This window comes from Pilosibacter rotomagensis, assembly GCF_045062245.2.
Classification (GTDB): Bacteria; Bacillota; Clostridia; order Lachnospirales; family Lachnospiraceae; genus Pilosibacter.
The window spans coordinates 696,926-710,225 of the sequence record NZ_CM170323.1; the positions used below are offsets into that span (position 1 = coordinate 696,926).

Annotated in this window: 12 protein-coding genes; all 12 read left to right on the top strand. The window is 50.9% G+C overall.

Translation table 11 applies throughout. The features are described from left to right. Window positions 1-41 precede the first annotated feature (41 nt). The 12 genes from truA to rpsI all read left to right on the top strand — a co-directional run bounded on the left by truA (window position 42) and on the right by rpsI (window position 13,099). On the top strand, window positions 42-1,076 hold the full coding sequence (truA, locus tag ACI3EW_RS03035; RefSeq protein WP_405581043.1) for a tRNA pseudouridine(38-40) synthase TruA: 1,035 nt from the start codon (window positions 42-44) through the stop codon (window positions 1,074-1,076). Beyond that, window positions 1,073-2,488: a sodium:solute symporter family protein gene (locus tag ACI3EW_RS03040; RefSeq protein WP_485663265.1), complete on the top strand. Its 1,416-nt coding sequence runs from the start codon at window positions 1,073-1,075 to the stop codon at window positions 2,486-2,488. The genes truA and ACI3EW_RS03040 overlap by 4 nt, the downstream gene beginning before the upstream one ends. Next, window positions 2,485-3,825 carry a sensor histidine kinase gene (locus ACI3EW_RS03045; RefSeq protein WP_118529976.1) on the top strand — a complete coding sequence of 447 codons (1,341 nt, stop codon included), beginning with the start codon at window positions 2,485-2,487 and terminating at the stop codon, window positions 3,823-3,825. Before ACI3EW_RS03040 ends, ACI3EW_RS03045 begins: the two co-directional genes overlap by 4 nt. Then, a complete protein-coding gene (locus ACI3EW_RS03050; RefSeq protein WP_118529974.1) occupies window positions 3,803-5,158 on the top strand; it encodes a sigma-54-dependent transcriptional regulator in 1,356 nt (451 codons plus the stop codon). The genes ACI3EW_RS03045 and ACI3EW_RS03050 overlap by 23 nt, the downstream gene beginning before the upstream one ends. Before the next feature lie 224 nt (window positions 5,159-5,382). Continuing rightward, on the top strand, window positions 5,383-6,594 hold the full coding sequence (locus tag ACI3EW_RS03055) for an NRAMP family divalent metal transporter (RefSeq protein WP_015553385.1): 1,212 nt from the start codon (window positions 5,383-5,385) through the stop codon (window positions 6,592-6,594). Between the two features lie 88 nt (window positions 6,595-6,682). After that, the gene (locus ACI3EW_RS03060; RefSeq protein WP_015553386.1) at window positions 6,683-7,444 is read left to right on the top strand and encodes a LamB/YcsF family protein; all 762 of its coding nucleotides are present in this window, start codon (window positions 6,683-6,685) and stop codon (window positions 7,442-7,444) included. Between the two features lie 71 nt (window positions 7,445-7,515). Next, window positions 7,516-8,247: a 5-oxoprolinase subunit PxpB gene (gene pxpB, locus ACI3EW_RS03065; RefSeq protein WP_118529972.1), complete on the top strand. Its 732-nt coding sequence runs from the start codon at window positions 7,516-7,518 to the stop codon at window positions 8,245-8,247. Continuing rightward, a complete protein-coding gene (locus ACI3EW_RS03070; RefSeq protein ID WP_118529969.1) occupies window positions 8,247-9,344 on the top strand; it encodes a 5-oxoprolinase subunit C family protein in 1,098 nt (365 codons plus the stop codon). The genes pxpB and ACI3EW_RS03070 overlap by 1 nt, the downstream gene beginning before the upstream one ends. A gap of 132 nt (window positions 9,345-9,476) precedes the next feature. Next, window positions 9,477-10,298 carry a putative hydro-lyase gene (locus tag ACI3EW_RS03075; protein ID WP_118529967.1) on the top strand — a complete coding sequence of 274 codons (822 nt, stop codon included), beginning with the start codon at window positions 9,477-9,479 and terminating at the stop codon, window positions 10,296-10,298. Window positions 10,299-10,715: 417 nt separating this feature from the next. Beyond that, the gene (locus tag ACI3EW_RS03080; RefSeq protein WP_118529965.1) at window positions 10,716-12,062 is read left to right on the top strand and encodes an MATE family efflux transporter; all 1,347 of its coding nucleotides are present in this window, start codon (window positions 10,716-10,718) and stop codon (window positions 12,060-12,062) included. A 181-nt stretch (window positions 12,063-12,243) separates the two neighbouring features. Further along, complete coding sequence (gene rplM, locus ACI3EW_RS03085) at window positions 12,244-12,678, top strand: 50S ribosomal protein L13 (RefSeq protein ID WP_015553390.1); 435 nt, start codon at window positions 12,244-12,246, stop codon at window positions 12,676-12,678. Between the two features lie 28 nt (window positions 12,679-12,706). Continuing rightward, on the top strand, window positions 12,707-13,099 hold the full coding sequence (gene rpsI, locus ACI3EW_RS03090) for a 30S ribosomal protein S9 (RefSeq protein ID WP_021905542.1): 393 nt from the start codon (window positions 12,707-12,709) through the stop codon (window positions 13,097-13,099). The last annotated feature ends 201 nt before the right edge of the window (window positions 13,100-13,300 follow it).

The window sequence follows — 13,300 nt, forward strand, 5'->3', positions numbered from 1 at the left end:
GCCCGGGAATCCCCGGGCAGCAGAGGGAAAACAATAAAGCTATGAGACGAATCAAACTGACGATTGCCTACGACGGCACCGCATACAAGGGCTGGCAGCTCCAGCCCAATGGCGTTACCATAGAGGAGATGTTAAATAAGGCTCTTTCGGATCTTCTGAAAGAGCCTGTCTGCGTCATTGGGGCAAGCCGGACTGACTCCGGTGTCCATGCAAGAGGAAACGTGGCGGTCTTCGACACGGAGAGCCGGATCCCGGGAGATAAATTCTGTTACGCGGTAAACCGCGGACTTCCGGAGGATATCCGTGTGGTGGAATCCGAGGAGGTTCCCCTGGACTGGCATCCGAGAAAGCAGAACTGCGTAAAGACCTACGAGTATCAGATCTTAAACTGTAAGATCGAGATCCCGACAAGACGCCTCTACGCCCATTTCTGCTATTACCCGTTAAACGTGGAAAAGATGAATGAGGCGGCAAAATATCTCATCGGGGAACATGATTTCATCAGCTTCTGCGCCGCAAACCACCAGGCGGAGGAGACGGTCCGGACGATCTACGGGGCCGAGGTGAAAAAGAATGATGAGGACATCGTAACGATCCGCCTTTGCGGCAGCGGATTCCTCTACAACATGGTGCGGATCATCGCGGGAACCCTGTTAAAAGTCGGAACCGGTGAGTGGGAGCCGGAACATGTGAAAGAGGTACTGGAGGCAAGAAACCGCAAAGAGGCGGGACAGACTGCTCCGGCGAAGGGGCTGACACTTGTGGGAATCGAGTATGAGAGGGAGATCCCAAAGGAGATCATTGGGAGAAATGAACATTGGGACGCTGTTCTGGACCAGACCAGCTTGGAATCCGACGGAGTTTCCCGCGTGCGGATCAGGTTCTCCGAACCCGAAGAACTCCCCCGCCTGATCCGCCGCATGGTGCATCAGGCATACCGGAATGGGGCGAAGGAAGTGTTTGTGACGATTCCGGATGGATATGAGGTGTCGGAGACGGAAAGTTATGGATATTACCGACTCCGCAGGCTGGATGACGGCAGCTACGGAACGGAATATACGGGGAGGGCGCTATGAACCAGGTACTGATCCAGCTGATCTATTTTGTGATCTATTCCGTTGTGTTCCTGGTCATCGGAAAGCTCTCCTTTTCGGAAAGCGATTCTCTCTCCAAGTTTTTCGTCGGTGAGAGAAAAAATGACGAAAAACGCCTGTTTTTCACATTTGTCGGAACCTGGGTCTCCGCGGCGACGATTCTGGGATTTACGGGAAACGTATACCACAGCGGACTCTCTGTCATCGCGTCGTCGGTCATCCCGTGGTTTATCGGCGCGGGTCTCCTGTATCTGATGACGGACCGGCTATACGAGAATGATGTCCTGTCGATCCCACAGCTGATTGGAAAAAAGCATGATTCAAAATTTCTGCAGACAGCATCGGCCATTTTTATGATCTGCGGCTATATTTTCTATCTGATGATCCAGATCAAGGGATTTGGCATCGCGGTATCCAGCCTGCTGAATATCAATTACAAGGTAGCTGTCTTTCTTGTCTATCTTTTTATCCTCTATTCGAGCTTCGGCGGCTTTAACTCCGTCACGAAGTCGGACTGCCTCAATCTGATTATGCTCTCTGTGAGCATCGGGGTTCTGTATCTGGTTATCGTAAAAAATGTTCCGGGACACTGGTTTTTGACGGATCAGACTGTGCATGAACTCATAAAGAGCAAGGGCGTTTTTGAAAATCAGACAGCGGAGATTGGAATCTTCGTATATATCTCTATGTTCTTCGGCTGGGGAATGGGACTGGCATCGAATCCCCAGTATATGGTCAGGATCCTGGCGGCGAAGGATAAAAAAACCGCAAAACATATGATCCTGCATGCACTGATATTCCTGTGCGTGCTGTACTTTGCACTGACCCAGATCGGTCTTGGACTGCGGATCCTCTTTCCGCAGCTGAAAAATTACTGCTCCGCGGATGACGTATTTATCTATGCAGTGGTCAATCTCATGAACACACCGTTCAGCGGTTTCTTTCTGATCAGCGTGATCGGCGCCTGTGTCTCAACGGCGAACTCCCAGCTTCACCTGATCGGCTGCATGCTGTCCTACGATGTGGCTGCCCAGATCACAAAAAAGAAGATGTCGGAGGAACAGATCCTCATCCTGGCGCGGGTATTTATCTTCATAGGTGGCACGGCTGCTTTGATCTTATCCGTAAATCCGCCGGAGGACATGCTGTCCTTCGGAGCGGACATCTGGGGATTATTCTCGGCGGCGCTTGCCCCTCTGATCTACGGTGGACTGTACTGGAAACGGAGAACGAAAGCCGGGGCGGTGGGAGCGTTCTTTACGGGACTTATCTGCTCTGTCTTGTTCTGGAAAATGGATCTCCAGATATACTGGGCATTTCCGGCAACACTGTGCGCAGCGGCGGTCTATGTTGTGATCCCGATGTTTGAGAAGAAGAGAGGGGCAGAAGAATGAGCGGAAAGAAAAAACAACTGTTTCGATCATGGTTCTGCAGGATCGAGCATGAGATCATGCTGCCGTTCGTCACGGTGGGAATTCTGGTGGTCTGTGCATTCTGTGCTATTTCGGTGTATAATGGATATACAGAAAAGCTTAAGGACAGAAAAGAGTACGCGAGGACCACGATCCGCGGCATGGAGGCGGATATTTACTATCTGCAGGGAAAACTGAGTGAGGATGAGATCCAGCAGAAGTATAATTTCTATTATGATCCGGCGGTGCGGATCATGGCTGCCGACGGTACGGTCATCACGGGTGACGAGGAGATCCCGGACGGGAACATGGAACTCCTGTACGCGGACAGTGGAAATTCCCTGGGGTGGCGTCTGGAATACTGGATGGATAAAAAGTCATTCGAGAACGCGATCCTAGAAGAACAGAATTACGTCATTGTGGGCGCTGTGGCCAGTCTCCTGGTTATCGTCCAGGTCAGCGTGTTCCTCGCCTGGAGTCTCACAAAACCGATCCGCAGCATGGGCGCAGCGTGTAAAAAGCTCGATGAGAACAAGGACGGGTTCCGGGAGTACAGTTTCCCGGAGACAGCGAGAAAGGACGAGATCGGCCAGCTGGCGAGAACTTTTGAGGATCTTCTGAAAAACCTTGATAACTACACAAAAATGGAGTATACGAGCCGGATGTCATCGGCGCTGGCCCACGAGATCAAGAATCCGCTGGCCGGGATCCGTTCCGGGATCCAGGTCCTGGGCGGACGGGCGGTGAAGGAGAATGAAAAGCTTCTCTGCGACAGCATGCTCCATGAGATCGACCGGGTGACCGGGCTGATCAATGACCTGTTTACGCTGTCGGTAAAGAAGGAAAACCACAGACATGTCTTTCCGGCGGATGCGGTGCTGCGGGAGGTGGCATCTATCTACGCGAAGGAGTGCGAACAGCAGAATGTCACGTTCGAGACAGACTGCGCGGCATGTGAGGTGTTTGCCGATGAGAATGAAATGCGCCAGATGCTGTACAATCTTCTGACGAACAGCATGCGGGCGGTCAGCCGGGACGGCACGGGGAAGATCCGTCTCTCAGTGTCTTCCGACGGAGGTATGACTACATTCTGCGTCTCCGACAACGGAAAAGGAATGAATGAAGAGGAACTGAAACGTGCAAGAGAGCCGTTCTACACGAAGAGCATTAACGGCGTCGGGCTCGGTCTGGCGATCGTAAACCGGCTGATCGAGCAGAACCACGGCAAAATGGAAATGGAAAGCGCTCCGGGCTGCGGAACAACGGTGCGCCTGATTTTTGAAAGCAGGGATGAACATGAAAAAGGTACTGATCGTTGATGACGAATTTCTGATCCGGTTTACGCTGGAGGAAGGACTGAAGGACCGGGGATACGAGACCCAGTCGGCGGAAACGGTGAAGGACGCTCTCGAGAAGATGAAAACGTTCCATCCGCAGGTGATCCTCCTGGATAACCGCCTGCAGGACAGCCTCGGGATCGACGAGATCTCCACGTTCCGTTCCGCCGATGAGGAGGTTCAGGTGATCCTGATGACGGCGTACGGCTCTGTCGCCCAGGCGGTGGAGGCGACGAAGCGCGGCGCTTACGACTATATTTTAAAGCCCTTTGATATTGACGAGATCGACCGGATCGCCAGCCGCTGCATTGGTCAGATGCAGGATCGGGAATCCCTGGAGTTCCTAAAGGGAAAAACGCAGGAATTTATCGGAGTCAGCGATGCCGCGATGCGGATCCGGCGCCACATCGGACTTCTTGGAAAGAATTCCACGGTGAATGTTCTGATCCGGGGCGAGACCGGAACGGGAAAAGAGGTTGCGGCGTCCCTGATCCATGCCTGCAGCGACCGGAGGGACCACCTGATGGTCCGCATCAACTGCAGCGCAATTCCGGAACATCTGATGGAGAGCGAGCTCTTTGGCTATGAGCGGGGGGCCTTTGCGGGTGCGATGAAGACGAAGAAGGGCCTGATCGAGCTGGCAGCAGGCGGAACCGTGTTCTTGGATGAGATCGGGGAACTTCCACTGTCCATGCAGACAAAGATCCTCACGTTCCTGGACCATAAGAAGTTCAAGCGTGTGGGTGGCCTGGAGGACATCGAAGTGGATGCCCGGGTGATCGCGGCGACAAACCGGAATCTGGAACACGCCGTAAAGCAGGGGGAATTCCGGGAAGATCTTTTCTACCGGATCAATGTCATGGAGCTTGTGATCCCGCCGTTACGGGAGCGGAAAGAGGATATTCCGGCGCTCTGCGATTATTACCTGAAATATTATAACGGCATGTTTGGAAAGAATATCACCCATGTGGATCCTGATTTTATGCGGGAGCTGCTTTTGTATGACTGGAAAGGGAATGTTCGGGAACTGAAAAATATTTTTGAGCGCTGCTTCTTATTCTGTCAGGGGGACGTGCTTGAAAAACATGTGGAATTAAAACGGGTGGACTGGAAAGATGATACCCGGACAGGAGAGCCGTTTGCGCTAAAGGATCTTCGGAAAGGACCGATCAGTCTCGATCAGGAGGTTTCCATGCTGGAACAGATCTACATGGACCAGGCGCTGAAGCTCTGCGGAAACAACGTGACAAAAGCGGCGGCCCTTTTGGGGATCACAAGATTCTCCATGAAGAGAAGACTTGATAAGGAAGACTGAAATCTTACGGCCCTCGCGGAAGGGCGCAGATCTGCTGAACAATTGAAAACGTGCAAAAATTCACATCGTGCGAAATCGCTCGCTGAAAATGAGCGGATTCGCACGATTTTTTTGAAAATTTCAAAAATATTTTCCGAAACCGAAAAATATAGTTGAATATCACTAAAAAGTCAGATAAAATAAAGGCATCAGTTGTAGAAAAGATACGAAAGGGGTACTCATTTATGGGGGAAAAGAAAAAACACAGCAACATGACGACCTTGATGGGAGCTGCGTTCCTGATGGCGACATCCGCGATCGGACCGGGCTTCCTGACACAGACTTCCACATTTACGGCTCAGTATAAAAGCATTTTCGCGCTGGTGATCATCTGTACGATCCTGCTGGATGTGACGACACAGTTAAATATCTGGTCGGTGATCGGTGTGTCCGGCATGCGCGGACAGGATATTGCAAATAAAGTCCTTCCGGGGCTCGGATACTTTATCGCGTTCATGGTTGCCCTCGGCGGTCTGGCATTCAACATCGGAAATGTCGGAGGCGGAGCCCTGGGACTCAACGTATTGTTCGGAATACCGACGACGGTTGGAACCTTTATCGCGGGAATCATCGGAATCCTGATCTTCCTCTCCAAGGACGCGAAGGCCAGCATGGATAAGCTGACAAAATACCTTGGAAGTATCATGATCATCGTAGTTCTCTATGTGGCGATCAAATCCAAACCTCCGGTAGGGGACGCTGTGAGCAGTATTTTCCACCCGGGCGATGTGGGTGCCCTTGTCCTTCCGCTCATCACGCTTCTCGGAGGAAGCTGCGGCGGATATATCACATTCTCCGGTGCGCACCGTCTTCTTGACGCCGGATATTCCGGAAAGAAAGATCTTCCGCATGTACGCCAGTCCGTTTTAATGGGTGTCAGCGTTTCCGGAATCATGAGGATCCTGCTGTTCCTTGCGGTTCTCGGTGTCGTGACAGCAAACCCGGATGTGACACTCGACGCTTCAAATCCGGCAGCAGACGCGTTCCGTCTCGGAGCTGGCGTGATCGGATATAAGATCTTTGGTCTTGTTCTTTTCTTCGCCGCTACAACATCCGTCATCGGCGCGGCTTATACATCGGTTTCATTTTTAAAGACTCTTCATCCGTTTATCATGAAGAATGAAAAGTGGTTCGTGATCGGATTTATCACAGCCTCCACACTGATCATGGCGATCCTCGGAAAGCCGGCAGCACTTCTCGTACTTGCGGGCGCTTTAAACGGACTGATCCTTCCGCTGACCCTCTTAACGATCCTTCTCGCGAGCAGAAACAAGAAGATCGTCGGCGAGGATTACAAGCATCCGACGATCCTCATCGTTTTAGGCGTGTGCGTGGTACTGCTCACAGGATTCTCCGGAATCAAAGCTCTTCCGGGAATATTAAAGATGTTCGGTTAATTATGTATTGAGATTGTGATGCAAGTCGTTTAAAATAGTAGATAGGAAATTTAGAAAATACGGGCAGGGAAAGCAAGGAGGAAATATTATGTACCGTGTAGATTTAAACAGTGACCTTGGAGAAAGCTTTGGAAATTATACGATCGGAATGGATGAGGAGATCTTAAAGTACGTCTCCTCCGCAAACGTGGCATGTGGCTGGCACGCAGGTGACGCGATGGTGATGGAAAAGACCGTTGCTCTGGCGAAAGAGTTCGGAACAGCCGTCGGCGCACACCCGGGATTCCCGGACCTTGTGGGATTCGGACGCCGCAATATGGCAGTGACGCCGGATGAAGCGAAAGCTTATGTCCGCTACCAGCTGGGCGCTCTCATGGCGTTCTGTACCGCCCACGGCGTAAAGATCCAGCATGTAAAACCGCACGGCGCTCTTTACAACATGGCAGCTGTTGACGAGAAGTTAGCCATCGCAATGTGTGAGGCAGTTTATGAGGTAGATAAGGACATCATCTTCATGGGACTTGCAGGTTCTAAGATGATCACGGCAGCAGAAAAAGTCGGTCTCCGCGCTGCAAGTGAGGTCTTCGCTGACCGCGCTTACAACGATGACGGAACTCTCGTATCAAGAAAGCTTCCGGGCGCAGTGATCAAGGACAAAGACCTTGCGATCAAACGTGTGATCCGTATGGTAAAAGAAGGAAAAGTCGAGTCCATCAACGGAAACGATATCGCGATCAAGGCAGACTCTATCTGCGTTCACGGAGATAACCCAAAGGCATTGGAGTTCGTAAAGAATATCCGTGAGACACTGATCGCGGAAGGCGTCGAGATCAAAAATTTAAGTTTATAGGAAAAAGAGTGCAGCTGTTTGACATTTTACAAATGTCAAACAGCCGCAAATGTATAGAGAGGAGACTCGCTGTGGGAAATGTAAGATATCTGGTTTCCGGTGACTGTGCAGTCACCGTGGAATTTGGAAATGAGATCAGTCCGGAGATCAACCGGAAGATCCGCGCATTCAAGATCGCGTTAGAGAAAGAACAGATTGAGGGAATCGTCGAGACCGTACCGACCTACCGTTCCCTTCTTGTTGTATACAAGCCGGAAGTGATCCGGTTCTCAGCACTGACAGAAAAATTTGAGCAGGTTCTGTCCTCCATGGGCAGCATCCAGATCCCGCCGCCAACGGTGATCGAGATCCCGGTGCTTTACGGCGGGGAGATGGGACCGGACCTTGCGAATGTGGCAGAGCATAACGGACTTACGGAAGAGGAAGTCGTAAAGATCCACTCCTCCGAAGAGTACCTGATCTACATGCTGGGATTTATCGCGGGATTCCCGTACCTCGGCGGCATGGACAAGCGTATCGCGACTCCGCGTTTGAAGAGTCCGCGCGTAAAGATCGAGGGCGGCTCCGTGGGAATCGCCGGAGAGCAGACTGGAATCTATCCGGTGGCATCCCCGGGCGGCTGGCAGCTCATCGGAAGAACTCCGTTAAAGCTGTATGATTCCGAGCGGGAAAAACCGGTACTCCTGGAGTCCGGACAGTATATCAAATTCCGCCCGGTGACGGAAGAAGAGTACAAAGCCATCGAAAAACAGGTGGAGAACGATACATATCAGTATGTAGTATATGATAAGGAGGCGGAGTGATGGGCATTCAGATCATAAACGGCGGATTCCTGACAACGATTCAGGATATGGGACGTTACGGATTTCAGGAGACTGGAATGTCCGTATCTGGTGTCATGGATACCAGGGCAGCGTCACTCGCCAATATCCTTGTTGGAAATGATACGAACGAGGCGGTCATCGAGATCACGATGATGGGCCCGACGATGAAATTTACAGAAGATGAGATCATCGCGGTGACAGGCGGCGACCTCGGGGCAAAGATCGACGGAAAACCGGTGGAGAGATACCGTGCGGTTCTGGTAAAAGCGGGCCAGACGTTGAGCTTCATGGGCATGTACGGCGGAAGCCGTGCGTATATCGCTTTTGCGGGCGGACTTGATATCCCGGTCGTTATGGGAAGCAGATCCACGAACCTGAAATCAAAAGTCGGCGGATACGAGGGAAGAAAATTAGGAACCGGCGATGAGATCGCTTTCCGCGCTCCTGCATCCTGGCTCCCGCATATGGCCGAGCGTGTATACGGACTTCCGTCCTACGGGGCAAAGGAATGGACCCTCAGAGTCGTTATGGGCCCGCAGGACGACTGTTTTACAGATAAGGGAATCAACACCTTCTTAAACAGCACCTACACGATCTCCAACGAGTACGACCGCATGGGCTGTCGCATGGAAGGCGATGTGATCGAGCATAAAAACGGCGGTGACATCATCACTGACGGCATCAGCTTCGGCGCTGTCCAGGTTCCGTCCCACGGAAATCCTATCGTCATGATGGCGGACCATCAGACCACAGGCGGCTACACAAAGATCGCCAATGTGATCTCTGTGGATCTTCCGGTGCTTGCCCAGTGTATGCCGGGAATGAAGATCCACTTTGAGAAAGTCACGGTGGATGAGGCGCAGGCTCTCTATTGTAAGGAAAAAGAAGAGTTTGACGCGCTTGCGAAGAGACTGAATACCCCGGTGGAACCGGCGGATGATGAGCAGGCGGTGGCGATCGCAGCGGCATCCGAGGCGAACAAGACCGCATGGGTAAAGGCGGGAACTTATAAGATCTCGGTAAATGGAAAAGAGTTTCTTGTGGAGCTTGAAAAAGAGGTTGTGAGATTCCGGTAAGAAGAAATATGAAGATGCAGACCGGAAAATGACCTGATCGGCGAAGCATTTCAGCAGAATGGGTCATGGGGAACAGGGACCTTAAGATGCCGGAAAGGAAAAGAACGGCATAGGAGAAAGGGGTAGTGAAAAATGGGAGATTACAGAACGGCAAGACCGGAAGAGATCTGGAAAAAGATCCGTGACGGTGAGATCACAGAACCGACAGCCGGAATGTGCGGGGGATACGCACAGGCAAACCTTGTGATCCTGCCGAAAAAATACGCGGAGGATTTTAAAAAGTTCGCGGAGCGCAATCCGAAACCGTGTCCGATCCTCGAGATCATGGACGGCTCCCCGCTGGTTCATGATATGGGCGAGGGAGCGAATATCGTTACCGATATTCCGCGGTACTTTATCTATAAAAACGGCGTGAAGGTCGATGAGGTGACAGATGCTTCTGAATATTGGCAGGATGATTTCGTTGGTTTTCTTATCGGCTGCAGCTTTTCCTTCGAGGAGGCGCTTTTACAGGCCGGAATCGACGTGCGCCACATCTCAATGGGCAGAAATGTTCCGATGTACAAGACGAACATCGAATGCGAGAAAGCCGGTGTGTTTGAAGGTCCGCTTGTATGCAGCATGCGCCCGATGACGCCGGAGAACGCAAAGAAGGCAGCAGAGATTACAGAAAAGTTCCCGAATGTTCACGGTGGTCCTGTCCACATGGGCGATCCGGAAAAGATCGGCATCAAGGATATCGACCATCCGGACTATGGAGATCCAGTGGAGATCCGCGAGGGCGAGATCCCGGTATTCTGGGCCTGCGGCGTGACCCCACAGGCAGCCGTCGAGCGGGCGAAGCCGCCGATCGTCATCACCCACGCCCCGGGTCATATGTTTATCACAAATGTGAAGAACGCGGAGTTAAATGATTATCTGGAGAAAAAGAAGCAAGGTACGAAATCGCTGTGAAACAGAAGGAATCGCAGCATCGCAGATGCGTGATCAGCTGCCAGCATCGGACATGGCAGATTTTGCCGGACAGATGCGGAAGTGAGATGTTCGGGCCTTAGAGAGTGAGAGGTTCGGATCACCGAGTCTTCGGGCTCCGGATAGTTGACAGAATCCGAAATCTATGTTATTCTACCAGACGTTAAAACTCGTGTGGATTTTTAGAGAAGAACTTTTTTCGCCACACAATCACCTAAAAGCTTTATGGGTGGTTGTGTGGCGTTTTTTGTTTAACAGAAAATTCCGATAGAACTTCCCGCTAAACAAAAAGGAACTACGTGCCAATGATGTGTCGAGGTACATTCTTTTTATTGCTTATATCAACGAAGTTTTACATATGGAACCGTTACTTTAAAAATTATATGGGAGGTTAGAATCATGAATGAAACTTTCATGAAGGAGAAGCCGATCTTTCCTCTTCTCCTCGGAATGGGAATGCCCATGGTCCTGTCCATGCTGGTGAATTCCCTCTATAATATAGTAGACAGTTATTTTGTTGCCCGGATCAGCGAGAATGCCATGGAAGCGCTGTCTCTGGTATTTCCGATCCAGAATTTCATCAATGCCATGGCCATCGGTTTCGGGGTGGGGATCAACGCTTTGATCGCCACAGCGAGAGGTGCCGGAAAAGAGAATGAAGCGCGCCGGGCAGCGACTCAGGGTGTTGTCCTGTCTGTGATCCACGGGATCATCCTCTCTGTGATCTGCATCGTCATCATGCCAGGATTCCTTAGGAGATTCACAGGCGATCAGGAGGTCATCCGGTACGGTGTGCGCTACGCATCCGTCGCATTCCTGTTTTCACCGATCATCATGGCAGGACTGGCTTTCGAAAAGATCTTTCAGGCAGTGGGGCGGATGAAGGTGTCCATGATTGCCCTGCTTGGCGGCTGCATCACAAACATTATCCTGGATCCGATTTTAATCTTTGGACTGGCATTCTTTCCGAAAATGGGAATCTCCGGCGCGGCAATTGCCACAGGTGTGGGGCAGCTTATCTCGCTCGCAGTCTACCTTGCCTTCTATTTCCGAGGTCCGGTTCCGGTAAAGCTGGAAGCAAGGTATAAGATTCCCGGTGGAAATACGATGAAGAAGCTCTACGGGATTGGGATCCCGGCGATCCTCAATCTGGCGCTGCCCTCCGTCATGATCTTTGTGTTAAATGGTCTGCTGGCGCAGTATTCCAGAAGCTATGTGGTTATTCTTGGAATTTACTATAAACTGCAGACCTTCCTCTATTTCCCGGCCAGCGGCATCATCCAGGGCATGCGCCCGGTGATCGGTTACAATTTCGGCGCCGGAGAGCGTGAGAGAGTCGGGAAGATCTATAAGATAACGTTAGCTATGGCCGGCGTAATTATGGCAGCAGGAACGGTGCTCTGCCTTACGATCTCCAACACGCTGATTGGTGCCTTTACCGACAACGCGGAGACCATCGCAGCAGGCGGCGCGGCCCTCCGGATCATCAGCGCCGGATTCATCGTCTCAACGGTCTCAGTAACAGCGTCTGGTGCCCTGGAGGGAATCGGCATGGGTGTCCAGTCCCTTGTGATCTCCCTGCTCCGCTATATCGTAGTCATCCTTCCGTCTGCCTTTATTCTCTGCCATCTGTTCGGCGGCGGCGCAGTCTGGAACGCGTTCTGGATCACGGAGTTTGCGGCAGCAGTTGTGGCTGAGATCGTGTATCGGGGAACGATTAAGCGGACCATGCCAAAACCACGATAAAATATAGGTTTTTCGGCAAAATTTAATCGAAATTTTGAAGAAAAATGGTTGACACACCCGACCATGTATAATATAATGTATAACTGTGACATCGGTTGAAAATGCTGTAGCCAAAGCCCCGGAGACAGTATTTTACGATAAAGGAACATTGATTGATTTAGTACAAACAGGAGGTCAACCCATGAAGAGCTTTATGGCTAGTCCAGCAACAATTGAGAGAAAATGGTACGTAGTTGACGCTACAGGATATACATTAGGTCGTCTGACATCAGAAGTAGCAAAGATCTTAAGAGGAAAGAACAAACCGATCTACACTCCGCACATCGACTGCGGCGATTACGTGATCGTAACAAACGCTTCCAAGATCAAAGTTACAGGTAAGAAGTTAGACCAGAAGATCTACTACAGCCACTCCGACTATGTAGGCGGAATGAAAGAGACAACTTTAAGAGAAATGCTCGAGAAGAAGCCGGAGAAGGTTATCGAGTTAGCAGTTAAGGGAATGCTCCCGAAGGGACCTTTAGGAAGAAGCATGATCACAAAACTTCACGTTTACGCTGGCCCGGATCACGAGCAGGCAGCACAGAAGCCGGAAGTTTTAGAAATCAAATTTTAATTAGAGGTCTGAAAGGAGGAAATTCATAATGGCTAGCACAAAATATTACGGAACAGGCAGAAGAAAAAAATCTATCGCAAGAGTATATCTTGTACCGGGAACAGGTAAGATCACAATCAACAAGAGAGATATCGATGAGTATCTTGGTCTTGAGACATTAAAGCTCATCGTTCGTCAGCCGTTAGCAGCAACAGAGACAGCTGATAAGTTCGACGTTATCGTTAACGTTCGCGGCGGCGGAGTTTCCGGACAGGCAGGCGCTATCCGTCATGGTATCTCCAGAGCTCTGCTTCACGCAGACATCGAGTACCGTCCGGTATTAAAGAAAGCTGGTTTCTTAACAAGAGATCCGCGTATGAAAGAAAGAAAGAAATACGGTCTCAAAGCAGCTCGTCGCGCTCCGCAGTTCAGCAAGCGATAATCGACTGCTCAGACTATATCAAAATGGTTCAAAAAGCCCGGAAAATCAAGGTTTTCCGGGCTTTTGCTATATCTAAACGGGCTGATATGGTTTGACCAAATTTGGCAAAACGAGAGCCGGTTTCATCCAATTTTTAGTGGTCCGCAAGTGGTTAACTGGCTAAAAAGAGGGCAAAAAGAGGGGAAAGTGGTTCCCAAAGTG

Excerpts from the sequence above, each read along its gene's own strand:
- truA (WP_405581043.1), top strand. The coding sequence starts at position 42 with ATGAGACGAATCAAACTGACGATTGCCTACGACGGCACCGCATACAAG.
- ACI3EW_RS03040 (WP_485663265.1), top strand. The coding sequence starts at position 1,073 with ATGAACCAGGTACTGATCCAGCTGATCTATTTTGTGATCTATTCCGTT.
- ACI3EW_RS03045 (WP_118529976.1), top strand. The coding sequence starts at position 2,485 with ATGAGCGGAAAGAAAAAACAACTGTTTCGATCATGGTTCTGCAGGATC.
- ACI3EW_RS03050 (WP_118529974.1), top strand. The coding sequence starts at position 3,803 with ATGAAAAAGGTACTGATCGTTGATGACGAATTTCTGATCCGGTTTACG.
- ACI3EW_RS03055 (WP_015553385.1), top strand. The coding sequence starts at position 5,383 with ATGGGGGAAAAGAAAAAACACAGCAACATGACGACCTTGATGGGAGCT.
- ACI3EW_RS03060 (WP_015553386.1), top strand. The coding sequence starts at position 6,683 with ATGTACCGTGTAGATTTAAACAGTGACCTTGGAGAAAGCTTTGGAAAT.
- ACI3EW_RS03070 (WP_118529969.1), top strand. The coding sequence starts at position 8,247 with ATGGGCATTCAGATCATAAACGGCGGATTCCTGACAACGATTCAGGAT.
- ACI3EW_RS03075 (WP_118529967.1), top strand. The coding sequence starts at position 9,477 with ATGGGAGATTACAGAACGGCAAGACCGGAAGAGATCTGGAAAAAGATC.
- ACI3EW_RS03080 (WP_118529965.1), top strand. The coding sequence starts at position 10,716 with ATGAATGAAACTTTCATGAAGGAGAAGCCGATCTTTCCTCTTCTCCTC.
- rplM (WP_015553390.1), top strand. The coding sequence starts at position 12,244 with ATGAAGAGCTTTATGGCTAGTCCAGCAACAATTGAGAGAAAATGGTAC.
- rpsI (WP_021905542.1), top strand. The coding sequence starts at position 12,707 with ATGGCTAGCACAAAATATTACGGAACAGGCAGAAGAAAAAAATCTATC.